The sequence below is a fragment of the Mycobacterium kansasii ATCC 12478 genome, assembly GCF_000157895.3.
Lineage (GTDB): Bacteria > Actinomycetota > Actinomycetes > Mycobacteriales > Mycobacteriaceae > Mycobacterium > Mycobacterium kansasii.
In genome coordinates this window covers 4,834,400-4,861,148 of the sequence record NC_022663.1, presented here as the reverse complement: position 1 = coordinate 4,861,148, position 26,749 = coordinate 4,834,400, and the positions used below count along the sequence as shown (strand labels likewise).

Genomic DNA, 26,749 nt, shown 5'->3' with positions numbered 1-26,749 from the left:
GACGGAAACCGGTGCAGCCGATTCGTCGGGGCTGGTGCAGGATGCCCCCTGGTTGTCAGCCCGTGATCGAAATGCGCCGCCCTGGCGTTGCCTGAGTTGCCAGCGTTGTTGGCGTACGCCGCAGCCGGTTGTCGACCTGGCTGAGCATGCCGCACAGTCGTCGCACTGAGCCAGACCGCCGGATCTCACCGTGCTTAGTGGAAGAACCCGGACTGGCTGTCCCCGGTGTTGAAGCCACCCGAGCTGAACGTGCCCGAATTCTGGACGCCCGAATTGTCGCTACCCGAGTTGCCGACGCCGGCGTTGTCACTGCCGGAGTTGGCGATGCCCGTATTGGCAATGCCGGTGTTGAAGAAGCCCGCCAGCGCGCCATTACCCGTATTTTGGACACCGGACACATAGGCGCCGCCGGTCGAGTTCTGGAAGCCAGAGGTATCGGTGCCCGAGTTGTAGAAGCCCGACATGTTGGTGCCCGTGTTGCCGAAGCCCGACACCGTACCGGGTTGGTCGATCGAGCTGCCGAAGCCCGTGTTCACGCTGCCCGCATTGAAAAGCCCGGTGTTGAGGTCTCCCGAGTTGAACCAGCCCGTGTTCTCGTTGCCCGAGTTGAACCAGCCCGTATTGACCCCGTCCCCGGCGAAGCTGTTGAAGCTGCCGGTGTTTCGCGTACCCGAGTTTCCGAAGCCCATGTTGTCAAGGCCCGAGTTGCCGGCCCCCACGTTGAAACGTCCGGCATTCCCGAATCCGAAGTTGCTGTCGCTGCCGTTTCCGAAGCCCGTGTTATGGCTGCCCGTGTTCCAGAAACCGGTGTCGACGCTGCCGGAGTTCGCGAAACCGTAGTTAGCGTTGCCCGAATTGAAGAAGCCGACGTTGTTGTCGCCGGAGTTGAAGAACCCGATGTTGTTGTTGCCCGAGTTCCCGAAGCCGATGTTGTTGGCGCCGGCGTTCAATCCGCCGATGCCGATCATGTTGTCGCCGGTGAGCCCGAAGCCGATGTTGTTGTTTCCGTGGTTGCCGAAACCGAAATTGTTGTTGCCCAGGTTGCCGAAGCCCAGGTTGTGGGAGCCGTGGTTTCCACTGCCCACGTTGGAGCTACCGAAGTTCCCCCCGCCGAAGTTGAAGCTGCCCCGGTTTGCGCTGCCCACATTTCCGGCGCCGAAATTACCGAAGCCGACGTTACCGTTGTTGAGGTTTCCGAAGCCCAGGTTGAGATCGCCGAAGTTGCCGATGCCGAAGTTGGCGGTGCCCAGGTTGCCGCTACCCAGGTTGAAGAACCCGCGGTTTCCGCTGCCCAGGTTGGCGTTGCCGAAGTTTCCGCTACCGACGTTGAAGCCACCGGTGTTTCCGCTACCGAAGTTGAAGTCACCGGTGTTTCCGCTACCGGGGTTGAAATCACCGATGTTGCCCATGCCCAAGTTCCAGCTGCCGGTGTTCCCAAAGCCGGTGTTGATCCCCGGAATGCTGATCGCCGGCACGGACAGATGGGGCAAGGCCGGAAGGGCTACCGTCGGCAAGATCGCATGTAAGAAGCCCGACTGGTTGTCACCGGTGTTGAAGAACCCCGAGCTGAACATACCCGCGTTGGCGATGCCCGAGACCAGCTCACCGGAGTGGGCCAGGCCAAAGTCGTTGGTGCCCTTGTTGAACCAGCCCGAGTTGATGGTGCCGGAGTTGAACCAGCCCGCGTCGCCGTCGCCCGAGTTGCCGATGCCCGAATTCAAGCCGAGGCCCGTGTTCGTGTTCTGGAAGCCCGAGGTGGCGGGACCGGTGTTGTTGAAGCCCGATACGTCGGTGCCGGTGTTGTTGAAGCCCGAGACCGAACCGGGTTGATCGATCGAGCTGCCGAAGCCCGTGTTCACGCTGCCGGCATTGAACAGGCCCGTGTTGGTGGCACCCGAGTTGAAGAAGCCCGTGTTGTTCGGGCTCGAGTTGAAGGAGCCGCTGTTTCCAGCCGATGTGCCGAATGTGCCGCCGCCCGAGTTGAAGTCGCCGGTGTTGAAATCGCCCGAGTTGAAGAAGCCCATGTTGTCGGACCCGCCGTTGCCGAAGCCCACGTCCTTGATGCCCCCGTTGCCGAAGCCGAAATCGAGGTTGCCCCCGTTGCCGGCGCCGGTGTTCCAATTGCCCGCGTTCCAGAAACCCGTGTTGATATTGCCGGAGTTCGCAAATCCGAAATTACCGCTGCCCGAGTTGAAGAAGCCGAAATTGTTGTCGCCCGAGTTGAACAGCCCGATGTTGTTGTTGCCCGAGTTCCCGAAGCCGATGTTGCCGATGCCCGAGTTCAGCCCGCCGATGCCGACCTGGTTGTCGCCGGTGAGCCCGAAGCCGATGTTGTTGTTGCCATGGTTCCCGAAGCCGAGGTTCTTGCTACCGAAGTTGCCGAAGCCGATGTTGTAGGAGCCGTGGTTGCCGGATCCCATGTTCATGGGTCCCCAGTTTCCGAAGCCGAAGTTGTTGCTGGAATGGTTTCCGCTGCCCAGGTTTGCGTTGCCCCAGTTTCCGAACCCGAAGTTTCTGTTGCCGTCGACGGGTCCGGTGTTGCCGCTACCGAAGTTGAGATCGCCGCGATTTCCGTTACCGAGGTTGAGGCTGCCGAAATTTCCGTTGCCCAGGTTGAAGAAGCCTCTGTTTCCGCTGCCCAGGTTTCCGTTGGCGACGTTTCCGCTGCCCAGGTTGGCGTTGCCGTAGTTTCCGCTGCCGAAGTTGAGATCGCCGTGGTTTCCGCTGCCCAGGTTGTAGTTGCCGATGTTTCCGATGCCCACATTCCAGGCGCCGGTGTTGCCGAAGCCGGTGTTGATCGCCGGCAAGATCGACGCCGCGGCAGCCGCCACCGGACTGGCCGCCACCGTCGAGCCGACCGCCGCCGCGGCGGCCCCGATCGGGCTGGCCGACACCGCGCCGCCCACTTGACCCGCCACACCTTGCAGCGCACCCCGCCACGACGCCAACTGCCCGGCGATCACCGACACCCCACTGTGGTACCCGGCCATCGTGGCCACCGCCGACGCCCACATCCCCTCATACTCGGCCTCGGCCGCCGCAATGGCCGGCGCGTTCTGCCCGAACAGATTCGACATCACCAACTGCACGAACTCATTGCGATTCGCCGCCACCACCACCGGCCGCACCATCGCCGTCCGCGCGGCATCAAACACACTGGCAACCGCGTTAGCCTGGTCAGCAGCCCCCGCAGCCCGCGCCGCAGCGACATTGAGCCAACCCGCATAGGGAGCCGCGGCCGCCGCCATCGCCTGCGCCGCCGGACCCTGCCACGCCTGACCCGCCAACCCGAACGTCACCGACGAAAACGACGACGCGGCAGACCCCAACTCCGCAGACAACCCATCCCAAGCCGTCGCGGCCTGCAACATCGGGGCCGAACCGGCACCAGAAAACATTCGCAACGAATTGATCTCCGGAGGCAAGACTGAAAAATTCATCGCGGTTATCCCTTCACAAGCCCAGCCACCATCGGCCGACCGGCGAAACCGAGCATCGCGCCGACCCATCCCGCCCAGTAGGGCCTTCAGACCCTACTGAGCGGGACGAAAGTTCAGAAATCCATGTCGGTATGGGCCGCGGGCAGGGTGCGGCGCGATGCCGCCGCCTTGGACACTGTGGCTACGGCGCGGTCGGGTCGCGGACGGTTGATCTCCAAGCGTCCCGAACGATCCAGAACAGGTGACGAAAGGCCCTTCTGGCTGAACGGGCGAACTTGGAATCGTGAGCCTATAAGTGCGTAACCGTTCCGCCGAGGACAGTGGATGAGCGTACGGACTTTTGGAGCCGACACGACCACATGGTCGCCGGAAGGGCCGTACGCAGTTGACTGGTACAACAGCAATAATTGGTCGAACGGTGTCCCAGACGCCGACAAGATTGCGATCGTCAACATTCTGGGAACTGAAGCCAAGGAAGTCACCGTCAAGGGGCTGCACGTCGGGGGTACAGGGGTAGCTTCGCTCGATGGCGTCAACGCTGAGGAGATCATTGTCGCCGACCAGGGCTGTCTGGCAACCCCTAAGCTTGCAGTCAGCGGGGAGCTCACACTAGCGGGCGGTACTTTGGCGGGAGGACTTACTGTTCCCCAGCCCACCGAATTCTGGATCCCGCCTGGAGCGACATTGCGGATCATTGGTCCGGGCGACAAAGAGGTCAATGGCCATCTCCATTTGAGCGGTATTGGGATATGGACGTCCGATGGTGGTCGTCTATTGTTGAGCGACCGTCTCGAAATCGATGGCGGCACTTTGGAAATTCGTTCCGATGCGACCATCTATCACCCGGCCACGGTGAACTTGCGGCCATCCGGGCGCATCAAGATCAGCCACGGTCGACGACTAGTGATTGATGGACCCGACTTCAAATGCGATGGACCGATCGAACTGTCTGACTCAACGCTGGATCTGCGGGACGGAACGCACGTGTTCATGCCGAGCGCCCGGGTTATCGGCAAGGGCCGCGTCCACCTCGCCTCAGGGCGATGTCATAGCGACGGATACAACACAATGGCGAACGCCAACGGAACGGGCCGATTAGCGCTTGACCCTGGTATCGCCATTGCTCTAGTGCCAGGCGATGACCCCGCAAGTGAGGCAATATTGAGGGGCCCCTTGGAAGTAACCTCTGGGTTTCTCGAGCTGTGGACCTCAAACATGTTCGGCGAGTTTGATATCGGCCCTCAAGCACACCTACTCATCACCGGACCCGATCCCAAAGAAATTAACGGGCGGATGCGACTGTCGGGCCGTGGGGTCCTGAGCTCCGCAGGCAGGCTCAATTTGGGCAACGAGGGCCTCGAAGTTGCCGGCATACTGGAGGTTCAAGAAGACGCCACCCTCTACTATCCCAGCGGCCTGCGCGTCGAAAAGCTGGGCTTTGTGAAGGTTGCCGCTGGCCGAAGCCTTGTCCTTGACGGTCCGTCGCTATCTCAGGCCGGCACCGTCGAGCTACAGAACGACTCCTGTCTGGTTCTGCGCGACGGCGAGCACGTGCTGCTGCCCAACTCCTCGATAATCGGCTGTGGCACTGTGCAACTCACTCCCGGCGATTGCCACAAGGAGGGTTATAACGTCGGTTGTCAACTCAGCGGTCCTGGGCCTGTCAGTTTGGAGCCAGGCATCTCGTTCATCATCCGACCGAGTGAACCGACCCAGGCTGTCGCCGTGTTTGGCCCCCTCACGATTGATGGCGGCCACATCGAATGGACAGGCGGAACCCTTTACAACGACATCGATCTCGGCGAATTGACCTCGTTGACAGTCTCGGGCGATACACCGCGGGAACTCAACGGATTGCTGCGCTTGCGTGGGGAAGGCCGAATCGACTGTCGCGCTCCTATAGCGATGTACAACATCGGCATCCGAACCAGCGGTCGTCTCGTGATCGCTTCTCCGGCGACCCTTTCAGGGACGTCAGCCGTGCGGAACTCGGGACACCTGCAGGTTAGGGCCGCGCTCCAGTTGGATGGTGTCGACCTCGTGAACGCAGGAACCGTCGAGATCATCGCTAACGGACTAGTTCTGACAACTGCACAGTTACTGATGGAAGAGATTGGCACCCTGTCGATTTCGATCGCCGACCAGAGCGAGGGTGCATCGCCCAAGGTGCGCTCCGAGAGCTGCGACCTTGACGGCACGCTCACACTGGAGTTGGGCTATGGCCCTCGAGAGGGTGAGTCGATACACGTGCTCGGCTACACGCGTCGGCAAGGCGAGTTCGCCGCGACACAGGGCTGCCCATGGTACTGGGACGCCGAGTACGGTGCGACTGAACTCATCGAACGGCCGGCCCGACCGCCGGTCCCATACGTGCTCGGCAATCCGTCCGCGGCCGCACGGCGTGCCTGCCAGCGCATGAACGATAGCAGCCAGGCTGAACAACTCCGGCGGATCGACACCTACGTGAAGGCGTATGGATTCGATCAATCGCCGAACTACAACCCCAAGCTTCCCTTGCGGGGTGAGGCAATTCGCGATCCCCGACTTGGCATGAACCAGGACGATCTCAATGCCGCATACCAGGCCGCGGGCGCACTCGGCATCGACGCCGCCACGTTGCTCGCCGTTTGGACCGCAGAGGGTCGGTACGACTACCGAAACCTTATGCACTGCTCCTGGATCTCATTCACCGAACAAGGTAAATTCCCGGCGCCGCTGACTACTGAGCAATGGCGCACCTACGGCCGCAGCCGTGCACTCTACGAAGCATTCGGATGCGACCTGATGATCTCCTTCACCCCTACACCGAACGGCGAGAACCAGCCCGGTGGGCCCACCGCCGACCACGAGAATCCTTTCTTGAAATGCGTTACGGACATGCGGGACGCCGGAGTGGCGCTTGCCCTTGTCTCGAATCCTCGGGGCTTAAGCCGTTACTTCCGGGACTACGCATTGCGCATGCGCGCATACCAAATCGACTCCCAGTCCTGGCAGATCGATCTCGCGCTGGCACGTTGCTCGCTCGCCTCGTGGCTCGCACTCCAAGGCGCGCTCTTCGAGCTTCAACGCCACGTCACGGAATCCCGGTTCCAGCGCCACTACGGAGTCGCAGTCGATCTACGCAGCCGACCTTGGGTGACCTACGTGGTGTGGAACGCCGGCCTCAGGGGCTTCGATAACCACCTCACCAAGGATGGCCACGGGCAGCCATATACGAATCCCGAGGCCGCCATCACGGGGCGCTTCGGATCTGCGGATCAGCCACCGGAGCACCTGAGTGCGGAGCAGCTGAACCTCTACTACCGCAAGGATGGATCGAGTGGCGCGCTAGCCAACGCCGTGGTCCTTAAGTACCTAGTCGACACCTACGGGCCTTGGTGGGAACCGTAAACAGACCCATACCAGGTCGAGCGCTGAATCGCGCTGGCCAATGTGGAGGCTCTGACCTTGGAAACACGGATGGAGTCATGCCGCAGAACCATGTACAGGCGACCCGCTTGGTGGTCCATTTGATCTGTCCCCGCCATTTCGAGCCACGATCGTCAGCAAGATCGCAGCCGCCGTCAACGCGTGTTGGGTTGCGCCACAAAAGGCTTTCATGTTTCGGTCCGTACTCGACCGATCGGCGCACGGCAGGCCGCTGACGCGGGCCGCGGCGGCGCCAGCGGGTGAACGAAAACCGGATACCGGTTCCGTTAGGGCTGACCGAGGATACCCGCCTGGTTGTCGCCCTGGTTGAACAAGCCCGCGCTGCCGTCACCGGAGTTGCCGACACCGGAGCTGCCAACGCCCGAATGGAAGAGGCCCGAGCTGAAGCCGGTCATCGCCGTGTTTCCGATGCCGTAAACGAAGCTGCCTGAGTTACCGATTCCGGTGTTGTCATTGCCCGAGTTGAACAATCCGGTCTGGCCGTCACCCATGTTCTGGAAGCCAGAGCTAAAGTCGCCGTGGTTCTGGAAGCCGGAGGTGTCGTTGCCGTTGTTGAAGAAGCCTGACACGTTGGTACCGGTGTTACCGAAGCCCGACGAGGTCGCACCCGCCGGGGTGGCCGCGCTGCCAATCGCCGTGTTGAAGTCGCCGGAGTTGAACAGGCCCGTATTGACATCACCGAAGTTGCCGAAGCCCGTGTTCGAGTCGCCCGCGTTGTAGAAGCCGGTATTCAGGTTGCCCGAACTGAATCCGCCGGCATTGTCGATGCCCGCGTTCCCCAGGCCCAGGTTGGCATCGCCCGAATTTCCGAAGCCCATGTTGGTGAAGCCTCCGTTGCCGACACCAAAGTTGACGGAGCCACCATTGCCGAAGCCGGTGTTGGTGTTGCCGGAGTTCCAGAAGCCCGAGTTGGTGTCGCCCGAGTTGGCGAAGCCGAAGTTGCCGGTCCCCGAGTTGAAGAAGCCGAAATTCCCCTCACCGGAGTTGAAGAAACCGATGTTGTTGTTGCCCGAGTTCCCGAAGCCCATGTTGTTGGTACCGGTGTTGAACGCGCCGAAGCCGACCTGGTTGTCACCAGTGAGCCCGAAACCGATGTTGTTGTTGCCGTTATTACCGAAACCGAAGTTGTTGTCGCCGATGTTCGCGAAGCCGATGTTGGAGGAGCCGATGTTGGCGCTACCTATGTTGAATGCGCCCTGGTTCGCATCCCCGAAGTTGTTGCCGCTACTGAAATCGAACGGGTTAAAGGTGTTGCCACTGCCCAGGTTTCCGCTGCTGAAGGAATTCCCGAAGCCGAAGTTCCCGTTACCGAAGAAGTTTCCGCTGCCGAAGTTGAGATTGCCCGCCCGGTTGCCCCAGCCGAAGTTGGTGTTGCCGGTGTTTCCGCTGCCGAAGTTGGCAAAACCGAAGTTGCCACTGCCCGAGTTGAGGTTGCCGATGTTTCCGCCACCCAGGTTGAGGCTGCCGAAGTTCCCGTTGCCCAGGTTGAACGAGCCCATATTGCCGCCACCGACGTTCCAGTCGCCGGTGTTGCCAAGACCCGTGTTGGACAACACAATCCCGAAAGGTGCCGCGGCCGGTGACGCGGCCGCCGCACCGACGGCCGAAGCCGCCGCCTGACCCAGGCCGGGCAACCCTGACAACGCCTGTTGCCACGACTGCAACGCCGATGCTGCCGTCGCCGCCCCACCGTGATACCCGACCATCGCGGACACATCCGCGGCCCACATCTCCTCGTAAATGCCCTCAGCGGCCGCGATCAACGGTGCATTCTGACCAAACACATTGGAAAGAACCAGCTTCACGAAGGCATTCCGGTTCGCGGCCACCTCGAGCGGATGAACCATGGCCGAGCGCGCTGCCTCGAACGCACTCGCCACCGCCTTTGCAGACGCCGACGCTCCCACCGCCCGTGCCGACGCCGCCTCCAAGAATCCCGCGTATGGTGCCGCTGCGGCGGACATGGCCGCTGCGGCGGCGCCCTGCCACGCCTGGCCGGTCAGCCCCGAGGTCACCGACGTGAACGACTGCGCCGCCGTGCCCAACTCCTCAGCCAACCCATCCCAGGCTGCCGCCGCCTGCAGCATCGGCGCCGACCCCGCACCGGTAAACATGCGCAGCGAATTGATCTCTGGGGGCAAGACAAAGAAGTTCATCAGCTAGTCCTTTCGTCCGGTCGCCACACCGCATTCCTCCCCGGGCTGCGCAACGGCACGCCCGAGCTTCGGGCGACCGTGCACAGCACTACACCGGTTATCGCAGACTTTAGGAAAATCGCCGCATGAATGTGGGAGTTCCGTCAAACTCGTTGAACATTATTGCTAACAGCAACATCGACCGGGTTCCCACTCAGCCGATGAACGGGCGGGCGGCCAGCACGTAGATCGCCACTACCGCCACCGGTGCCACCAACGGCAACCACGGCACCTGCAACGGGAATGACGTCGCGACCAATCCGGCAACGGCGAATCCCGCGGCGGAGACGATCGTCGGCAAACTTCCCGCCACGAGGCCGATGGCTGTGCCGACGGCGTGCCGGCACACCAGGTAGGCGGCTGCGCACAACCCCGACAGTGCGGCAAGCCCCTGCGACGGGTCCGACATCAGCAGCACCGACACCGACAGCAGCACAGCAATCGTTGCCGCCGGCCGAAACGCGATCCCCGCCGCCACGGCAACAGCGGCCGCAATCCCGGCGGCGACGGCCGGCCCGTGCGACCCGGCGACGGCGGAGGCCACCATCAGCAGGCCGAACAACGAGGACCCGACCCGACTGATCTGCCCGACCCGACCGGCAGAAACGCCCATGTCAGTGCCTCCCCGCCAGCTGTCCGCGCCCCCGACGACGGCGATCCGGCAAGGTGCTCATCGACTGCTCCAACGGACGATCCCCTTGCCACGACAGCACGTCGACACCGACGGTGGCCATGTCTCGATACATCGCGGAGCGCTGCAGCGCCCACAGCCGAACCACCAGCGGATCCTGCTCGCCCTCGAACGGAGACCCGTCGAGAACGTCGACGGCAACCACCACGTGGCCGCGTTTACGCAAGTCGATGAGTGCCAGCGCGAATTCGGTGTCGAGCAAGGTGGAGAACGCGATGACAATCGCCCCGGCCGGAACGGCAGCACGCGGCGCCAATGTCCCGGTAGTCCTTTCGAAGCCGTCGCCGGTGCCCAGCACGGTATCGAGCACTCGGTAGAACTGGCGCTGGCCGATGTCGGCGCCCAGCCACCGGGGGCGGTTGCCTCCCAGCGCGACGATCCCGGCGCGGTCACCGTTGCGCAGGGCGGTCTGTACCACCTGAGCAGCGCCCCGCGCGATTCGCTCGGTGGCCTCGGTCGCCGGGCCCGGCGGCTGCCGATACGTGTCGATGAGCACGACCACGTCGGCGGCGCGGTCGGTCAACCGCTGCGTCACGTGCAATCGGCCACGCCGCGCGCTTACCGCCCAATTGACGGCGCGCAGCTGGTCGCCCGGCACGTAGGGGCGAATGTCTGCGTATTCCACGCCCGGGCCGATGTGCCGGGTGAGGTGGGCACCCAGACGGTCAAGCAATTCGGTCTGCGGGATCGCCGTGGGCTGCGGCGGTGTCAGCGGAAAGACCACGACTTCGGCTGCGTCGACGGTTCCCGTCCCGGTCAGTAAACCGCCGCGCGCGACCACGTCGACCCGGGCCCGGATGGGATAGCGCCCCCATCGCGGAGCCGACGCGGCAACCGTTGTGGCTGGGCGGCAATCCGATTCGACAACATCGAGCTGCATGCCGGTAGGCGCCGAGACCGTCACCTCGATCCGCTCCGACCCGGATTGAGCGGTGGAATCCGTTGTGGCCCAAACCTTGACGTGTGCCTGCTCATTCTCGAAGCAGCGCTGCGAATCCGGCTCGCCGTGCACCTGGACCGCCGGGACCGGTCGCTGCCAGTAGATAGAGCACAGCACGCCGAGCAGCGGCGCCGCGAACGCGATCAGCTGCCAGCGACCGCCGATGACGGCAGCCGCCAGCGCCGCTGCCGCACCGGTAGCGATCGCCAGCGTCAACGGTGAGGCGCGCCAGCGCAACTCGACTTCACGCGGCTGGATCATTCGTCCCATTGGTTCGCGGAACAGGCAAGCGCCGCAACAGTTCTCCGACGACGTCGGCGCCCTGTACCTTTCGCACCCACATCTCTGGACGCAACGTGATCCGGTGCGCGATCGACGCGGTGGCCAGCGCCTTGACGTCTTCGGGGATCACATAGTCGCGGCCGAGCAGCAGGGCACGGGCACGCGCGAGCTGGACCAGGTCGAGTTCGGCTCGCGGGCTGGCGCCGACGGCGACCTGTGGATGATGCCGGGTCGCGGTGGCCAGCGACACCACGTAGTGCAGGACGTCCTCGTGGACGGTCACCTGCTCGACCGATTCCCGCATCGCCAGCAGGTCGTGCAGGTCGACGACCTGGTTCACCGTCGGTTCGGCCGACCCGCGGTCGAGACGACGGCGTAGCATCGCGGTCTCGTCCCGCTCGGAGAGGTAGCGCAGCTCCAGCCGAATCGCGAACCGATCCAGCTGTGCCTCGGGCAGCGGGTAGGTGCCCTCGTACTCGATCGGGTTGTCGGTGGCCAGCACGATGAACGGCGTAGGCAGCTTGTGTGTCTTGCCGTCGATGCTGACCTGGCCCTCGGCCATCGCCTCGAGCAACGCCGCCTGGGTTTTCGGCGGCGTGCGGTTGATCTCGTCGGCCATCAGCAGGTTGGTGAAAATCGGACCGGGGCGAAACTCGAAGCGGCCCGACTGCATGTCGTAGATCGTCGAGCCGAGCAGGTCGGCCGGCAGCAAGTCGGGCGTGAACTGCACCCGCTTGAATTCCAGCCCCAACGCGGCGGCGAAGGACCGTGCGATCAGCGTCTTGCCCAGACCGGGCAGATCCTCGATGAGCACGTGGCCGCGCGCAAGGACGGCGGTGAGGATCAGCGTGAGCGCGGCGCGTTTACCCACCACGATGCGTTCGATTTCGTCGAGCACCGCCTCGCAGCGGGCCGTCGTCGTCGCGACCGGCATATTCATGATCGGGTCATGATCGAGTCACATCCGTCCACCAGCGTCATACGAGCTCGAATTTTTCCAGTATCGCCTCGAGCGCCTCGCGACCGGGACCGGGCTGATGCGCACCGGAGCGCACGACGTTGTTGGGGTTGACCCATTCCCACAACTCGGCGCCGAACAGCATCTGGCCGGTGGCATGAAACGCGGCCGGGTCTTTGGCCAGCCGTTGACCCGTCGCGATTTCATATCGGCGCGCAAGCATCGGACGCAAGTGCCGGTCCCAGTCCGCCCGGGTGGATTCCGACCACCGGATCGTGGTCTCGGTGTTCGACAGCCAGCGGCGCAATCCGTCGCCGAGATCGTCGTGGTCCGGCTCGGCGGCCGGCGATGATCCGCGGCCGAGGACACGGCGGACATTGAGCAGCACCAGGCCCACCGCCACACCGGAAGCCGCGAGCACGAACCGGCGATCCTGCACGACCAACCCCAGCAGCTCGACTCCGACGACGAGGCAAACACCCAGGACGACAAGCTTTTTCACAAGCCAGCTCGCTGGATGCGGGGTGCCAGTTCGTCGAGCACCAGCCGAAGGACCCGGACCGCGAGTTCCCGGTGCCCCTCGTTCATCACGTGCGGACTGAACCGAGCCTCGGCGAACAGGTTGACCAGCTGTCCGGCGTTGTCAGGACGCAGGACACCGTGCGCAACGGCGCGGGCCAGCACCTCGGTGGGGGTGTCGAAGTCCTGGGGAACGGCACCGGGGACGTTGGCGAGTTCCCGCTCCATGGCCGCGTAGCAGGCGATGATCGCCTCCCGCGGCTCGCGATCGAGATCGGTCATCTCGGCCAATCCCACTTCAGCCGCCCGAGCCAGCAATTCCGCCCCCTCGGCCGGCCCCGGGAACTCGACGTCGTCGGCGGCAACGCGCGCCGGGGGTGCGGCGCGCCAACGCCGCCGAGCCATGACGGCTGCCGCCACGACGATCATGATCAACAGCGGAACCGTGTACGCGAGCAGGATCTCCAGGGTGTGTCCGGGATTGTCCGGCGGGTGCTGCCTCGGCGGCGCCGCGGGGCGGGGCGCCGGCGGTGGCGCGCTCTGATCCGCCGAGGGCAGCGAGGAAGCCACTTCCTGCGGCACGACCAGGCGAGCGAGCAGCGTCGCGACCAGCAGCCAGGCCACGATCACGCCCAGCCCGATGAGCAGCACCCGCCAACTCGGCCGTCCCTTGCCGCCGCCGAGCATCTCGGACAGGTTCCCCGCACTGGGCGCCTCCACGCGTGGATCACGCAATCGCGCGATCATCGCGAACGCCATCAGCGCGACACTCGCGCTCAGGGCGACGATCACGAACGTCAGCGCCGCCCGGCCGCTACCCGGCTCCGAGTGGGAGCCGCCGTCGGCAACCGGCAGATAGCCACGCAGGGCAGCAGCGACCAGGATCAACAGCAGGATCAGGCCGACAACGCGTCCTGTCGGCTTGTCGACACCGGGCATCTGGCACACCTGCCTGCCGCCGCTGCGGCCTGGGATTTCTTCATACTGGCACGTCAAAGACCCGTGTCGCCACAAGCGGCCGAAGTTACTGCTCCCGGCTATTCTCGCCGGATTCCCGCCGGAACGCCCGGAAGCTGCCGTCGAGAACCTCGCGGTGGCCGATCGTGCGACCGGTTACCACCGCCGCATCGACGAGTGCCAATTCCACTGCTGCCCTGGCAAATTCATCGGACGGGGCGGTGTCGGCGAATTCCCGGGCATAGTAGGCCAGCCCCGGAGTGAGGATGGGTTTCGACGGCGCCAGCGCGTTGACCGCGATGTTATGGCCGGCGAGATCGAAGGCTGCGCATTGGGTGAGATGCTCGAGCGCCGCCTTGGCTCCGCCGTATCCGGGCAGGACCCCGCCACTGCGATCCGGATAGGGCCCGTCGCCAGGTAACCGGGAGGCCACCGAGGTTATGTTGACGACCCAGCCGCGGCCCGCCGCGATCATGTCGGGACAGGCGAGTTGCATCAACTCGTAGGCAGCGAACACCGAAATCTCGAAGTGGCGGCGATAGGCCGCCAACGGGATACTGAGGAAACCGGGCCAGCCGGGTTTGCCGTCGGTCGGCCTGGGCGGCTTGGCGTGGGGCTGCGCGCCCGGTACCGGCGGGCGGCCGGGCGCGGTGAACGCCGCATTGTTGACCAGGATCGTGATCGGCCCCAACGCATCTCGCGCTTGGGTCACCAGCCGGGCGACGTCGTCGTGCTCGGTCAGGTCGGCCCGCACCGCGATCGCACGCCCGCCGGCCGCCTCGATATCGGCCACGGTTTCACCGATGGTCCCCGGCAGCCGGTCGTCCCACACCTGCTCGGTGCGCCCGGCGACGGCCACCGCCGCGCCCTCGGCCGCCAACGCCAACGCGATGGCACGGCCCAATCCGCGGCTGGCGCCGGTGACGAGCGCGCTGCGGCCGGCCAGCCGCCGCGTCACCGGGTCACCCCGTGCACCAGGATCGCGGCGGTCTGATCCACCCAGGTGTCGTCGAGCTTTTCGTCCGGGCGCAGCAGCATCCGCAGCATGGTGGCTCCCCCGATCAGTTCGATCAACCGGTCCGGGTCGACGTCGGGATGCGCCTCACCGCGATCGACAGCCTCCCGCAACCGCGCCCGCACGGCGACGAACAGGTCGGTGAAGCGTGACATCACCCGGGCGTTGAGCTCTGCATCGGCGGTCATATCGGCCACCAGGCCGGGCAACGCGGCCCGTACCACCGGGGTGGTGAACACGTCGCGGGTGGCGGCGAGCATCATCGCGACGTCGGCGGCGATATCGCCGGCCGGAGCCTCCAATGCCGTGGGGGCCGCCGGGAATGCTGCCTCGTGGACCAGTTCGGCCTTACTCGACCAGCGCCGGTACAACGCTGATTTCGTGGTCCCGGCCCGTTCGGCGACCGCAGCCAGGCTCAGGTTCGAATAGCCGATCTGCACAAGCAATTCCGCTGTCGCCGCCAAGATCGCCGAATCGATGCGCGGGTCGCGGGGCCGGCCGGCGCCCGGAGCCTTGTCAAGGGAGGACGGGTCTGCTTTCATAACGCTACCTACCGTATCGTAATTATCGCGGGAAGGAAGAGCTGTGGCCAACGAACCGGCGATCGGGGACATCGACCGCCTGCAGCGATCGAGTCGTGACGTCACCACCCTGCCGGAGGTGATGTCGCGATGGCTGGCGACCGTGTTGCCCGGTGGCGCCGCACCCGAGGTGAGCGTGGAAAGCGGCGTCGACTCCACCGGCATGTCGTCGGAAACCATCATTCTGACCGCGTGCTGGCAGCAGGACGGCCAGCCCATCGAGCAGAAACTGGTGGTCCGGGTGGCGCCCGCCGCCACCGATGTGCCGGTGTTCCCCACCTATCGACTCGACCACCAATTCGAGGTGATACGGCGAGTTGGCGAACTGACCGATGTCCCGGTGCCCAAAGTGCGCTGGATCGAGCCCACCGGGAACGTGCTCGGAACTCCGTTCTTCCTCATGGATTACGTCGACGGCGTGGTGCCGCCCGACGTGATGCCCTACACCTTCGGCAACAACTGGTTCGCCGACGCTGCGGCCGAGCGTCAGCGCGAACTACAGGACGCCACGGTGGCGGTGCTGGCCACACTGCATTCGATCCCCGACGCCGAGAACATATTCGGATTTCTGGCCAAGGAGGATTTCCCCGGTGATACCGCGCTGCGCCGGCATTTCAACTGGGTTCGCGCCTGGTACGACTTCGCGGTACCCGACATCGGCCGATCTCCGTTGCTGGAGCGGACGTTCGATTGGCTCGACGCCAACTGGCCGCACGAAGCGGCTGCGCGCCAACCGGTGCTGCTGTGGGGGGACGCCCGGGTGGGCAACGTCATGTACCGCGACTTCCGGCCGGTGGCGGTGCTGGACTGGGAAATGGTCACGCTGGGTCCTCGCGAACTCGATGTCGCGTGGATGATCTACGCGCACCTGGTCTTTCAAGAGCTGGCCGCGCTGGCGACGCTGCCGGGGCTGCCCGAAGTGATGCGCGAAGGTGACGTCCGGGCCACCTATGAGGGCCTTACCGGCGCCGAACTTGGCGACCTGCATTGGTTTTACGTGTATTCGGGTGTGATGTGGGCATGCGTGTTCCTGCGTACCGGCGCGCGCCGCATTCACTTCGGGGAGATCGACAGACCTGACAACGTCGAATCGTTGTTCTACCACGCCGTTTTGATGAGGCGCCTTATCGGAGAGGACGACTGATGATCGGGCCACTCGACGAGTTTCCGGTGCACCAACTTCCCCAGCCGATCGCCTGGCCGGGTTCCTCCGACCGCAACTTCTATGACCGGTCCTACTTCAACGCCCACGACCGCACCGGAAACATCTTTGTGATCAGCGGTATCGGCTACTACCCCAACCTGGGAGTGAAGGACGCATTCCTGCTGATCAGGCGCGGGGATACCCAGACGGCGGTACATCTTTCCGACGCTATCGACCAGAACCGGCTGCGCCAGCACGTCAACGGCTATCGCATCGAGGTCATCGAGCCGCTGCGCAAGCTGCGTCTGGTTCTCGACGAAACCGAAGGCATCGCAGCCGATCTCACCTGGGAGGGGTTGTTCGACATCGTCCGGGAACAGCCGCACATACTGCGATCCGGCAACCGGGTGACGCTGAATGCACAACGATTCGCCCAGCTGGGCAGCTGGAGCGGCCGGATGGCAATCGACGGCGAAGAGGTCGCGGTGGACCCCGCCGGCTGGATCGGCAGCCGCGACCGGTCCTGGGGCATCCGGCCGATCGGTGAGCCCGAGCCGGCCGGCCGGCCCGCCGATCCGCCGTTCGAGGGGATGTGGTGGCTATATCTGCCGATAGCGTTCGACGATTTCGCGGTCGTGCTGATCATTCAGGAGGAGCCGAACGGATTCCGCTCGCTCAACGACTGCACCCGGGTGTGGCGTGACGGCCGCGTCGAGCAGCTGGGCTGGCCGCGGGTGAAAATCCACTACCGCTCCGGCACGCGGATCCCCACCGGGGCGACCATCGACGCGACGGCACCCGACGGCACCCCGGTGCATTTCGAGGTGGAGTCCAAGCTGCCCGTGCCCATCCACGTCGGCGGCGGCTACGGCGGTGATTCCGACTGGCTGCACGGCATGTGGAAGGGCGAGAAATTCGTCGAACGGCTGACCTACGACATGACCGATCCGGCGATCATCGCGCGGTCCGGCTTCGGCGTCATCGACCACGTCGGCCGTGCGATGTGCCGTGACGGCGACGCCGAACCGGTGGAGGGCTGGGGTTTGTACGAGCACGGCGCGTTAGGACGCCACGACCCGTCGGGGTTCGCGGACTGGCTGACGGTTGCGCGCTGAGCCGCGACAACGAGACCTGAGTGGAAAGCCGTCGTCCCGCAGAAATCCGCCAAGACCCATGAGGTGATTGACGACGGGTGTGAGGTGCCCGGCCGTAGCTCACCAAAGTTCAACCCCGTTGCCGGATTCCGGCTTCGATCATCGCGGGCAGGTTGGCGATAACAATTATTCCGACGGATCCCCCGAAATGCGGTTGACTGGAGGACGTGACAAACCCACGCTGGATTGCCGACGTGGTCATAGTGGGTGCCGGCTTCGCTGGACTGGCGGCAGCCCGCGACCTGGCCGGTCAGGGTCATGACGTGCTGGTCTTCGAAGGCCGCGACCGCGTCGGCGGCCGCTCCCTCACCGGCAACGTCGCGGGATTACCGGCGGATATGGGCGGCACGTTCGTCGGACCCACTCAAAACCAGGTCCTGGCCCTGGCGGACGAGCTGCGAGTTCCGACCATCCCGACCTACCACGACGGCAGGAACGTGATCCACTGGCGGGGCGCGGTGCGCCCGTACCGCGGCACGATCCCCAGGCTTTCGCTGGCCGGACTGCTCGACATCGCGCGGTTGCGCTGGCAATTCGAGCGACTGGCCCGCGGCGTGCCGATATCCGCGCCCTGGGATGCGCCACGAGCGCACGAACTCGACGGCGTGTCACTGGGTCAGTGGTTGCGCGCGGTGCGCGCCACCGCGTCGTCACACGACCTGATGGCCATCATGGCCCGGGTGACCTGGGGTTGCGAACCCGAAGACGTGTCCATGCTGCACGCCACCCGTTATGTACGCGCGGCGGGCGGCCTGGACCGGCTCCTGGATGTCGAAAACGGCGCCCAGCAGGATCGGTTCGCGGGCGGCACGCAGCAGATCGCCGACCTGGCGGCGGCTGGGCTGGGAAACCGGGTGGTGCTGGATGCCCGGGTGCGTCGGATCGACCGCCACGGCGCGGGTGTGACCGTCACGTCGGATCAGGGACAGGCCGAAGCCGGGTTCGTCATCGTGGCGATCCCGCCCGCACACCGTGCGGCCATCGAGTTCGATCCCCCGCTGCCGCCGCAATACCTGGAACTCACCCGGCATTGGCCGCAGGGCCGGTTGAGCAAGGCCTATGCCGCGTATTCCACACCGTTCTGGCGAGCCAACGGATTCTCCGGCCAGGCCTTGTCCGACAACGGCCCGGTGTTCATCACCTTCGATGTCAGCCCACATGACGACGGGCCGGGCATCCTCATGGGTTTCGTCGATGCCCGCGCATTCGACTCCCTGCCCACCGAGCAGCGCCGCCGCGACACGCTGCGGTGTTTCGCCTCGCTGTTCGGCGACCAAGCGCTCAAGCCGCTCGACTACGCCGATTACCGTTGGGGCAGCGAGCAATTCGCGCCGGGCGGTCCCACCGCCGCGGTGCCGCCCGGTTCCTGGACCAAATACGGACGGTTGCTGCGCGAACCGGTCGGGCCGATTCACTGGGCCGGCACGGAAACCGCGGATGAATGGACCGGTTATTTGGAGGGCGCCGTCAGGTCCGGTCGGCGTGCGGCTACCGAAGTCTCCGCACTGCTATGAGCTGATCCGCCGGACAGCGGAATTCCGTGTGACCGATTCGGCCAGAGTGCGCAAATGGCGGTTCACCTCGTGATGCTGTTCCAGCATCGAGCAGTGGCCGCCCGGCAACTCGACGAGATCGAAGACATTGGGTGCGGCACTGGCGATTTTGCGGGACTGACTGATCGGCGTCAGCCGGTCGCGCTTGCTGCCGATCACCAGGGTGGGCACCGTCAAACCGTCGAGGTTGATATGTCGAGGCCCCAGTTCCTGCACCAGCATCCGCGCACAGCCGCCGCGCCCTGCCGGTGAGGTCTGCGCGAAAAGCTCATAGACCAGCCGCGCAGTGCTCGGGTGGGCATCTGCCCCGACGGCCATCAATGCAACCATGAACTGGGTCGGTATCCGGACCGCGCCAGGTATCCGAAATCCCCCGAACGCGTTGATCAAGCCGCGGCCGGCCAGCACTCGTGCCGCCGACAATTCCCGTGGCACCGACAGTAACTTCACCTTGCTGAGCAGATCGCCGGTGGTCGTGTTGATCAAGGCGACCGCGTCGGCGCGTCGGAGTACCTTGTGGCGATAGCGTTCCGACCAGGCCGAGATGGTGATCCCGCCCATCGAATGCCCGGCGATCAATGCCCGCTCGTGCGGGGCCAGCGTCGCGTCCAACACCGAATCCAGGTCGGAGGCAAGGTGTTTGAGGGTGTAGCTGCTGCGCCGCGGGATGCCGCTGCGCCCGTGTCCGCGGTGGTCGAAAGCGATCACCCGATAGTCGGTGGCCAGGTCGGCGATCTGATATGCCCACACCCGGATGGAGCAGACGAAGCCATGCGTCAAGACAATCGGGTAGCCGTCCGGCGGCCCGAACACCTGGGTGTGCAACGGAGTCCCGTCGGCCGCGCGAACGGTCAAGCTGCGACTGGGCGGCAACGCATCGGGCAACTGGTTCGGCACACTGCCGCGGGTGGACTTCATCGCCGCTCCCCCTTCGAACGCGGCTTCGTCGCCGCCCTCCGGATGGAGCCGAGTTTACCTGACGGTAATGTGGGGCCGGTCACATTTCCGCGAACACGATATGGTAACGACGCTGAACAGCCGACATTTCGGGATCGTGCGGGTGTGAGACGCTGACGTCGTGTCCCAGATGTCCCGGCGGGGGTTCTTGGCGGCAACCGCGGGTGTGACCTGCGCCGTCGGGGCTGGCGGGGTCGCCGGGTGTGCCAAAACAGCGCCTCCGGACAACAAGGCGGTCCTAGTTATCGGGGCCGGAATGGCGGGGTTGGCCGCGGCGCGCAGTCTTGCCGGCGCGGGTTGGCCGGTGCGGGTGATCGAAGCCCGCAATCGGATCGGCGGCCGGGTGAACACCACCCGCGACTGGGGTCCGCCACTGGAAATGGGCGCCTCGTGGATTCACGGCACGACGAACAACCCGCTGGTTGAGTTGGCGCGCAAAGTACAGGCGCAACTCGCACCGACCGATTACAACCAGGCGGCCGAGCTGGTGATCGATCCTCGCCTAGGGCCGGTCGAGTACCGCCAGGCAACCTGGCGGGCGCTGGTGGGGCAGGCTCGCGACGAGGTCGACGGCGGCAGTCTGGGCGCCGCCCTCAACGCTCAGGCGGAGCGCGACGAGTTGTCCGATAGCGAACGCGCCCAATTGGCCTACTACGTCAGCACCGAAATCGAAGACGAGTACGCAGCGGATGCGGACCAGCTCTCCGCCACGACGTTCGACAAAGGCACGTACACCGGCGGACCGCAGGTGGTCATCACCAGCGGATACGATGCCGTGCCACGCTCACTTGCCGACGGACTTCCCGTCATCCTCAACACTGTGGTCACAGCAGTTGTGCGACAAGGCAATTCGGTGATCGTGCGCGCCGGTGACCGGTCCTTCGAAGGACCCGCCGCGATCCTCACCGTTCCGCTCGGCGTGCTGCAAGCCGGGGCGATAACCTTCGATCCGCCGCTTCCGGACGGACACGCACACTCCTTGCGAGCGTTGGGTTTTGGCGTGCTGTCCAAGAGCTACTTCCGCTTCGCGCAACGGACCTGGGACCTGGAAAACGCGTTCTACCAATTCCTGGGCGCAGACACCGGGATGTGGGCGCAATGGTTGACGTTGCCGGCCGCCGCCGGGCCGATCGTGTTGGCGTTCAACGCAGGTCACCGCGGCCGGTACGTAGAGTCCTCGGCGCCCGGTGAGTTGATGGCCTCCGCGCTGCCCATCGCCCGGCAGTTGTTCGGCAACGACGTCGCGCTCGTCGACGTCAAATCGTCGAGCTGGACCCTCGATCCCTATGCCCTTGGCTCGTACTCGTTCCACGCGCCGGGTTCCGGTCTTGACGATCGCCGTCGGCTGCAGGAACCGATCGGTGACCGGCTTTACCTCGCCGGCGAGGCCGTCGGCGAGGACAATCCGGCCACCGTGCACGGCGCCCTGCTCAGCGGTCGACACGCTGCGGCCGAATTGATGCACCGGCTGGGCTGATGTTGTCGGTGCGGCCGATCAATAGTCTTCCAGCGCCGCCACGTTACGCCAACTCGGCCAGGTCGTCTCCCAGATTCGATGGATTCGACCGTCGCGGTACGCCGCGATGAGCACAACTTCGATGCGGGTCGGCCGCTCACCGGGGCGAGACGTGGTAATCCACAACCGTCCGGCGACCTTGTCGGCGGCCGCCACCCACGCCTGCTCGTCGTACTCGACCGCGTAGCTGATGTCGGTGGCATAGACATTGCGGTGGCTGTCGCGGAATTCGGCAAAACTCTGACTCAGCCCGTCGGAGTACATCACAAAGTCGGGGTCGTAGTAGTGCTCGAAGAGATCAGCGTCCTTGGCCACGACCACACGGTCGAACATCTCGCGAAGCAACGCCACCGACACCGGCCGATCGTAGCCGAGTTCGGAAGTGCGACGACTACCGGCCGCCCGGCTCAGGCGGGCAGCTCTTGCGCGCCGCGATCAATGTTGTGGAACTGCGCGCAGGGCTCTTTTGCCCCCAGCATGAAGGGCAACGCCTTCGCCCCGAATCCCAGCTTGGCCGAAAGCCGGCCGAAGAAGCCGCGTTCCAGCACCACGGGCCGCACCTCGGACGTGGCGAGATCGATATAGTAAGTCGCCGTTTGGCCGATGCCCTCGAAATCGTGGGTCAACGCAATCGAGAGCTTCCGCATCGACTCATCGAGGCAAGCGGCCACCACGTCGGTCATCAGCACGTACTCCGGCACCGGCACCAGGTTCTTCAGCATCCGGTGCACGAGAATGACGTCGAAGCCGGCGAGTTCGACCCGCCGCTTAACCTTCTGCTCGGCGACGTCGCCTTCGTGAGTGACGAACTTGAGCGATAGATTGCCCAGTTGCGAGCAGCTCTTGCAGTCGCAGGCAATGTCTTTCTTCAACCTTTCCCGCCGCGCCAGGAAGGCTTGTCGCATGGTCGTTATCCGCTCGCACACAACGACTTTGGGGTTGCCACCGGGAGCCCAGAAAAACGCGGCATCGCCCTCCAGCTTGGCCAGCTTGAGACCTTTGCCGGCGTCGATCACCGCTTCGAGCAACTCTGCCACCGTCTGCTGCGCGTGGACCAGGTGCATGCGGTTCCACGTCATGTAGTGCGTGTATCCGCCGATATCGGCAATAAGCAACACGGCGCGCCTAACGGCCATGAAATCAGGATTTTAGCGCTCTGACCCGGCCCAGTCGATGCAGGCCCGCGCGAAGATCGGCGTCGGCGCAATCGTTTCGGTGGCGCTCTGCTGGACCGTCGCCGCGGCCGCGGTCAGGAGGCCTTGGTGTACCTGCGGACCAATTCACCGTCGCCGAAGGTGCTCACGTAGTCCAAGCCGGCGTCGTCGCGGCCGAAAAACGTCCATTGCTTCGGGCTTCTGTTCGGCTCACTGATCAGCTTGACCTTGAAGGGAACATGGGTCGGGCGCACGGTGCCGATGACGTCACCGACCCGGATCTCCGACGGATGAATTTCCGGTGCGTCCCACCAGTTCTGTATGGCCATGTCGTACATCCTTTCTTACGAGCGTCGGCGCGACGCATCTAAAGCGCAGTCCCGCACCGAGCATGATGTGGGGCGAGGTGGTGGGTTGCTCAAGCGTCCGGGGGTCAACGAAGTCGCCGGCTGGTCACGGTCGGACCGCACGTCGAAAACTGTTGCCGCTGCGCGGCGTTGCGCGGTTGGCGAAGTACCCATCAAGCCGTCATGACTGCATATCGGCCGGGGCGGTGTGCGCGGCCGCATCGTCCCCGACAGGTCGACCGCATTGTGCGCTTTCGGCCCGAGCGGCACGCAGGATGTCGCCGCAGGTCTGGAATTCCTGGGTGTCCCGCTCCTCACCCATGGCGGGAAGCCCCGCACATCTGCGCAACACCATCTTGGCCAGAGCCGCCGACGTGCGGCACGGTATCACCAACAGATTCGCCGAGGCCAGGCTGCCGGTGATCGTCATCAGTCGCTGGCGTGCGACAACCCGGGCGCGCTCACCCCTGTCACCTACCCCGGGGCGGTTCAGCGCATCGAGATCTGGCGAACTTTCCAGCGAGGACCAGTTGACGGTGATGGCGGTGATCTTGCCCAACCGCGTGCGTAGGGCATCAACCAGCTCGGGAAGCTCGCGCGCAATCGAGGCCGTATGCGGCCACCACGCCCCGTCAAGCGGCGCACCCAGCTCCACCGCCAAGGCGACCCGCACCGGGCTGGCCAGGCGCCGCCCGCCCACTGCTCCGTTCATGGCGTTGACAGTGCCCCGACGGAAACCACCCGCGTTGTGCGGCCGTGGCCCAGCGACATCGAAACCGCCACCAGTCGACCCGCACGCAACTCGCGATGATCCATCGACGACCCCTTCACTTCGGCCTGACCCGGCACACACGTGTGGGGATCGACAAACGAAACCAGTCACAGACTCTTGGTTGCGATGCGGTGGCGAACCCCGAGATCAGAGCTGGCTACGAAAGAAAACCTCACCATGGACACTACACCCACGGCGGCGGTAACCGCACCGAGTTGAGTGATCAGGTGAGGACCCGGTCGGTGTGGCTTCCGGGCCCGCCGCATGCGCCTGCTACCCGACCGTCGTCGTGAGCGGGCGTTGCGGCGGCCCGACGTATGCGCTCAGCGGCCGGATCAACGCGTTGGAGGTGGTCTGCTCCATGACGTGGGCGGTCCATCCGGTGATCCGGCTCATCACGAAAATCGGGGTGAAGCAACCGATATCGAAGCCCATCAGGTGATATGCGGGACCGGTGGGAAAGTCCAGATTCGGCTTGATCCCAGTCGCGGCCAACATGTCCCGCTCCAGGACGTGGTAGATGTCGAGCCATCGCTGACCATCTCGGGCCGCGGCCACCCGCATCAGGGCCTGCTTCATGGCCGGCACCCGTGAGTCACCGTTCTTGTACACCCGGTGACCGAATCCCATGACCTTCTGGTTGCGGGCCAGTTTGTCGGTCAACCATCTGGATGCCCTTGTGACAGAGCCTATTTCAAGCATGTCACGCATCACCGCCTCGTTGGCGCCACCGTGCAGCGGACCCTTGAGCGCACCGGCGGCCGCCGTGACCGCACTGTAGATGTCGGAGCCAGTGGAGGTGACCACCCGCGCTGCGAAGGTGGAGGCGTTGAAGCCGTGTTCGGCGTAGAGGACCATCGACCGCTCGAAGGCGTCCACGACCACTTGCTCGGGTACGTCGCCGAAGCACATGTGCAGGAAGTTCTGCACGTAGTTCGCCTTGCTGTCCGGGGCGATGGGCGGCAAACCACGCCGGCGGCGCATGTCGGCGGCGACGATCGTGGGCAGAACCGCGAACATGCGCAGTGCCTTGGCGTAGTTCGCCCGCCCGCTGCTGTCGTCCTCCTCGATGTCGTCGGCTCCCAGGCAGCTGATCGAGGTGCGTACCACGTCCATCGGGTGGCAGGTACCGGGCAGTTTCGCCAACTGCGACAGCATGGATCGGTCGAGCCCGCGGGCAGCGCGTTCCTGTTGGGTGAATTCCGTCAGCTGCCGACCGGTGGGCAATTCACCGTGCCACAGCAGGTAAGCGACCTGCTCAAAGCTGCAGTGCGCGGCGAGGTCCTGAACCGGGTAACCGCGGTAGGTCAGCGAATTGGTCTCCGGCACCACCTCGGAGATCGACGTGGTGTCGACGACCACCCCGGCCAGACCCTTGAAGATGCGGGGCTTGTCTTCGATGGCGCTCATCGGGTGACTCCTTTCCGGTCGTCCGTTGTGGTAGTGGCGGGATGGCTGCGGCGCGAAGCACTAATGCAGGCAACGGCACTCGGCGGGCCGCGTAGCGGCCACGGACACGTTGCCCGAGCTACCGGTTGGTCAGAAAATCCCGGGCGGGATCGCCGGTGCCTGGTCCAGATTCGCTGTCGGGTTGAGCACGCCGAGACGGCCCGGCTGTAGCTCCGGTAGGCCGTGCACCGCCGACAGGAACCGCCGCTGCTCGGCGTCGTCGATCACGCCGCCGGCCAGCCCGGTGAACTTGGCCACGTACTGCGGGCGTGCAAACGGCTTGGCGCCCAACGGGTGAGCATCGGCAACGGCCAGCTCGTCGACGATCACCTCACCGCTGTTGAGGGTGACCTCCGCGCGGGCGCCGAACGCTTGGTCCGGCGGATCGGCCGCGTGGTAGCGCCGGGTCCAACCGGGGTCTTCGACCGTGCGGATCTTGTGCCAGAGCGCGACGGTGTCGGGCCGGTGCGACCGTTCTGGGGCGTAGGACCGCTCGTGATGCCAGCTGCCGTCCTGCAAGGCGACCGCGAAGACATACATTGCGGAGTGGTCCAATGTTTCGCGCGAGGCGTCCGGGTCGAACTTCTGCGGGTCGTTGGAACCGGTGCCGATCACGACGTGCGTGTGGTGACTCGTGTGCAGCACGATCGCGGCGACCTGGTCCAGATCTGCGATGCGCTGGCGCAACCGGAGGGCGAGGTCGATCAGGGCCTGGCTCTGGTATTCCGCCGAATGCTCCTTGGTGTAGCTGTCCAGGATGGCGCGCTTGGGCTCGCCGGGCTCGGGTAGCGGCACGCGATAGGTGTGTTCGGGTCCGGAAAGCAGCCGCGCGATCACCCCGTCCTCGCCTTCCCAGATCGGTGCCGGTGAGCCTTCCCCGCGCATGGCCCGGTCGACGGCCTCGATGGCGGCCTTACCGGCCCACGCCGGAGCGAACGCCTTCCAGCTCGAGATCGCGCCCTTTCGCGACTGGCGGGTGGAGGTGGTCACATGCAACGCCTGACCGATGGCGGCGTAGCTGATCTCGGTGTCGAGACGAAGCATGGTACCCAGGCCCGCGGCTACCGCGGGCCCCAGGTGCGCGACGTGGTCAATCTTGTGCTCGTGCAGGCAGATTCCGCGTACCAGATTCATCTGGATCTCGTAGCCGGTCGCGATGCCGCGGATCAGGTCCGCGCCGCCGAGGCCCAGGTGCTGTGCCACGGCGACCAACGGCGGAATGTTGTCACCGGGGTGGGAGTAGTCGGCGGCCAGAAACGTGTCGTGGAAATCCAATTCGCGCACCGCGACCCCGTTGGCCCAGGCCGCCCATTCCGGCGAATAGTCGCCCTCGACACCGAAGACCTTGCCACCTCGGGCGGAGCGCGGATGGGCGAGCGCCTGCGCGCGTGCGACGGCGACGGGACGACGAAGCACCGCGGCCGCAGCCACGGCAGCGTTGTCGATGATGCGGTTGATCACCATGGCCTCGGTTTCGGCGGGCACGGCCACCGGGTCGGCTGCAACCTCGGCGATCTTCCACGCCAGGTGTTCGGTGCGCGGAAAGTCGTCGGCGCTACGCCGGGTCCGAACATCGTGGATACGCATAAGCCGCACAGTACGCAACGATTGAAGTGGAGTAAATGCCCTGTAAGAGCGTAATTATGTATCCTCATTCATCGAATTTTGCGAACCTTGCGAAAGTCGAGGCGGGTAC

General features: G+C 64.8%; 21 protein-coding genes. 5 read left to right on the top strand and 16 right to left on the bottom strand.

What is annotated here, in order from left to right:
- Positions 1-194 precede the first annotated feature (194 nt).
- Positions 195-3,440 carry a PPE family protein gene (locus MKAN_RS21130; RefSeq protein WP_023371895.1) on the bottom strand — a complete coding sequence of 1,082 codons (3,246 nt, stop codon included), beginning with the start codon at positions 3,438-3,440 and terminating at the stop codon, positions 195-197.
- Between the two features lie 324 nt (positions 3,441-3,764).
- Here MKAN_RS21130 and MKAN_RS21125 point away from each other — a divergent pair, with 324 nt between their 5' ends.
- Positions 3,765-6,830 carry a hypothetical protein gene (locus MKAN_RS21125; RefSeq protein WP_023371893.1) on the top strand — a complete coding sequence of 1,022 codons (3,066 nt, stop codon included), beginning with the start codon at positions 3,765-3,767 and terminating at the stop codon, positions 6,828-6,830.
- 305 nt (positions 6,831-7,135) lie between these two features.
- Here the strand turns inward: MKAN_RS21125 and MKAN_RS21120 are convergent, their stop codons facing one another.
- The 8 genes from MKAN_RS21120 to MKAN_RS21085 form a co-directional block, all read right to left on the bottom strand.
- On the bottom strand, positions 7,136-9,025 hold the full coding sequence (locus tag MKAN_RS21120; RefSeq protein WP_023371891.1) for a PPE family protein: 1,890 nt from the start codon (positions 9,023-9,025) through the stop codon (positions 7,136-7,138).
- A gap of 193 nt (positions 9,026-9,218) precedes the next feature.
- On the bottom strand, positions 9,219-9,677 hold the full coding sequence (locus MKAN_RS21115; protein WP_023371889.1) for a hypothetical protein: 459 nt from the start codon (positions 9,675-9,677) through the stop codon (positions 9,219-9,221).
- Position 9,678: 1 nt separating this feature from the next.
- The gene (locus MKAN_RS21110) at positions 9,679-10,956 is read right to left on the bottom strand and encodes a DUF58 domain-containing protein (RefSeq protein ID WP_023371887.1); all 1,278 of its coding nucleotides are present in this window, start codon (positions 10,954-10,956) and stop codon (positions 9,679-9,681) included.
- On the bottom strand, positions 10,940-11,917 hold the full coding sequence (locus MKAN_RS21105) for an AAA family ATPase (RefSeq protein WP_023371885.1): 978 nt from the start codon (positions 11,915-11,917) through the stop codon (positions 10,940-10,942). The genes MKAN_RS21110 and MKAN_RS21105 overlap by 17 nt, the downstream gene beginning before the upstream one ends.
- Before the next feature lie 37 nt (positions 11,918-11,954).
- Positions 11,955-12,437, bottom strand: a complete 483-nt coding sequence (locus tag MKAN_RS21100; RefSeq protein ID WP_023371883.1) for a hypothetical protein — start codon at positions 12,435-12,437, stop codon at positions 11,955-11,957.
- A complete protein-coding gene (locus MKAN_RS21095) occupies positions 12,434-13,393 on the bottom strand; it encodes a DUF4129 domain-containing protein (RefSeq protein ID WP_023371881.1) in 960 nt (319 codons plus the stop codon). Before MKAN_RS21095 ends, MKAN_RS21100 begins: the two co-directional genes overlap by 4 nt.
- 85 nt (positions 13,394-13,478) lie before the next feature.
- Complete coding sequence (locus MKAN_RS21090; protein WP_023371879.1) at positions 13,479-14,369, bottom strand: SDR family NAD(P)-dependent oxidoreductase; 891 nt, start codon at positions 14,367-14,369, stop codon at positions 13,479-13,481.
- Positions 14,366-14,968: a TetR/AcrR family transcriptional regulator gene (locus tag MKAN_RS21085; RefSeq protein WP_023371877.1), complete on the bottom strand. Its 603-nt coding sequence runs from the start codon at positions 14,966-14,968 to the stop codon at positions 14,366-14,368. Before MKAN_RS21085 ends, MKAN_RS21090 begins: the two co-directional genes overlap by 4 nt.
- A 43-nt stretch (positions 14,969-15,011) precedes the next feature.
- Here MKAN_RS21085 and MKAN_RS21080 point away from each other — a divergent pair, with 43 nt between their 5' ends.
- The 3 genes from MKAN_RS21080 to MKAN_RS21070 all read left to right on the top strand — a co-directional run bounded on the left by MKAN_RS21080 (position 15,012) and on the right by MKAN_RS21070 (position 18,819).
- Complete coding sequence (locus MKAN_RS21080) at positions 15,012-16,151, top strand: phosphotransferase family protein (protein WP_023371875.1); 1,140 nt, start codon at positions 15,012-15,014, stop codon at positions 16,149-16,151.
- Complete coding sequence (locus MKAN_RS21075) at positions 16,151-17,266, top strand: Rv3169 family protein (RefSeq protein WP_023371873.1); 1,116 nt, start codon at positions 16,151-16,153, stop codon at positions 17,264-17,266. The genes MKAN_RS21080 and MKAN_RS21075 overlap by 1 nt, the downstream gene beginning before the upstream one ends.
- 206 nt (positions 17,267-17,472) lie before the next feature.
- Positions 17,473-18,819, top strand: a complete 1,347-nt coding sequence (locus MKAN_RS21070; RefSeq protein WP_023371871.1) for a flavin monoamine oxidase family protein — start codon at positions 17,473-17,475, stop codon at positions 18,817-18,819.
- Here MKAN_RS21070 and MKAN_RS21065 read toward each other — a convergent pair.
- Positions 18,814-19,776, bottom strand: coding sequence for an alpha/beta fold hydrolase (locus MKAN_RS21065; RefSeq protein WP_023371869.1), 963 nt, complete (start codon positions 19,774-19,776; stop codon positions 18,814-18,816). The genes MKAN_RS21070 and MKAN_RS21065 overlap by 6 nt on opposite strands.
- A 160-nt stretch (positions 19,777-19,936) precedes the next feature.
- On the opposite strand from MKAN_RS21065, the gene MKAN_RS21060 reads away from it, so the two are divergent.
- A complete protein-coding gene (locus MKAN_RS21060) occupies positions 19,937-21,292 on the top strand; it encodes a flavin monoamine oxidase family protein (RefSeq protein ID WP_036391200.1) in 1,356 nt (451 codons plus the stop codon).
- An 18-nt stretch (positions 21,293-21,310) separates the two neighbouring features.
- Here MKAN_RS21060 and MKAN_RS21055 read toward each other — a convergent pair whose 3' ends face one another.
- From MKAN_RS21055 to prpD, 6 genes are all read right to left on the bottom strand, one after another.
- A complete protein-coding gene (locus MKAN_RS21055) occupies positions 21,311-21,688 on the bottom strand; it encodes a nuclear transport factor 2 family protein (RefSeq protein ID WP_023371865.1) in 378 nt (125 codons plus the stop codon).
- 50 nt (positions 21,689-21,738) lie between these two features.
- Complete coding sequence (locus MKAN_RS21050; protein ID WP_023371863.1) at positions 21,739-22,467, bottom strand: DUF2652 domain-containing protein; 729 nt, start codon at positions 22,465-22,467, stop codon at positions 21,739-21,741.
- 113 nt (positions 22,468-22,580) lie between these two features.
- Entirely contained in the window at positions 22,581-22,814 is a 234-nt protein-coding gene (locus MKAN_RS21045; RefSeq protein ID WP_036391787.1) for a hypothetical protein, read from the bottom strand.
- A gap of 199 nt (positions 22,815-23,013) precedes the next feature.
- Entirely contained in the window at positions 23,014-23,544 is a 531-nt protein-coding gene (locus MKAN_RS21040) for a DUF5994 family protein (protein WP_023371859.1), read from the bottom strand.
- Between the two features lie 333 nt (positions 23,545-23,877).
- Positions 23,878-25,014 (bottom strand): bifunctional 2-methylcitrate synthase/citrate synthase, encoded by a 1,137-nt coding sequence (locus MKAN_RS21035; protein WP_023371857.1) that lies wholly within the window; start codon positions 25,012-25,014, stop codon positions 23,878-23,880.
- Positions 25,015-25,143: 129 nt separating this feature from the next.
- A complete protein-coding gene (gene prpD / locus MKAN_RS21030; protein ID WP_023371855.1) occupies positions 25,144-26,640 on the bottom strand; it encodes a 2-methylcitrate dehydratase PrpD in 1,497 nt (498 codons plus the stop codon).
- Positions 26,641-26,749: the final 109 nt, after the last annotated feature.

What these genes read in the sequence shown, in the direction of transcription:
- MKAN_RS21130 (WP_023371895.1), bottom strand. Translation starts at nt 3,440, where the DNA reads ATGAATTTTTCAGTCTTGCCTCCGGAGATCAATTCGTTGCGAATGTTT.
- MKAN_RS21125 (WP_023371893.1), top strand. Translation starts at nt 3,765, where the DNA reads ATGAGCGTACGGACTTTTGGAGCCGACACGACCACATGGTCGCCGGAA.
- MKAN_RS21120 (WP_023371891.1), bottom strand. Translation starts at nt 9,025, where the DNA reads ATGAACTTCTTTGTCTTGCCCCCAGAGATCAATTCGCTGCGCATGTTT.
- MKAN_RS21115 (WP_023371889.1), bottom strand. Translation starts at nt 9,677, where the DNA reads ATGGGCGTTTCTGCCGGTCGGGTCGGGCAGATCAGTCGGGTCGGGTCC.
- MKAN_RS21110 (WP_023371887.1), bottom strand. Translation starts at nt 10,956, where the DNA reads ATGATCCAGCCGCGTGAAGTCGAGTTGCGCTGGCGCGCCTCACCGTTG.
- MKAN_RS21105 (WP_023371885.1), bottom strand. Translation starts at nt 11,917, where the DNA reads ATGAATATGCCGGTCGCGACGACGACGGCCCGCTGCGAGGCGGTGCTC.
- MKAN_RS21095 (WP_023371881.1), bottom strand. Translation starts at nt 13,393, where the DNA reads ATGCCCGGTGTCGACAAGCCGACAGGACGCGTTGTCGGCCTGATCCTG.
- MKAN_RS21085 (WP_023371877.1), bottom strand. Translation starts at nt 14,968, where the DNA reads ATGAAAGCAGACCCGTCCTCCCTTGACAAGGCTCCGGGCGCCGGCCGG.
- MKAN_RS21075 (WP_023371873.1), top strand. Translation starts at nt 16,151, where the DNA reads ATGATCGGGCCACTCGACGAGTTTCCGGTGCACCAACTTCCCCAGCCG.
- MKAN_RS21065 (WP_023371869.1), bottom strand. Translation starts at nt 19,776, where the DNA reads ATGAAGTCCACCCGCGGCAGTGTGCCGAACCAGTTGCCCGATGCGTTG.
- MKAN_RS21050 (WP_023371863.1), bottom strand. Translation starts at nt 22,467, where the DNA reads ATGGCCGTTAGGCGCGCCGTGTTGCTTATTGCCGATATCGGCGGATAC.
- MKAN_RS21045 (WP_036391787.1), bottom strand. Translation starts at nt 22,814, where the DNA reads ATGGCCATACAGAACTGGTGGGACGCACCGGAAATTCATCCGTCGGAG.
- MKAN_RS21040 (WP_023371859.1), bottom strand. Translation starts at nt 23,544, where the DNA reads ATGAACGGAGCAGTGGGCGGGCGGCGCCTGGCCAGCCCGGTGCGGGTC.
- MKAN_RS21035 (WP_023371857.1), bottom strand. Translation starts at nt 25,014, where the DNA reads ATGAGCGCCATCGAAGACAAGCCCCGCATCTTCAAGGGTCTGGCCGGG.
- prpD (WP_023371855.1), bottom strand. Translation starts at nt 26,640, where the DNA reads ATGCGTATCCACGATGTTCGGACCCGGCGTAGCGCCGACGACTTTCCG.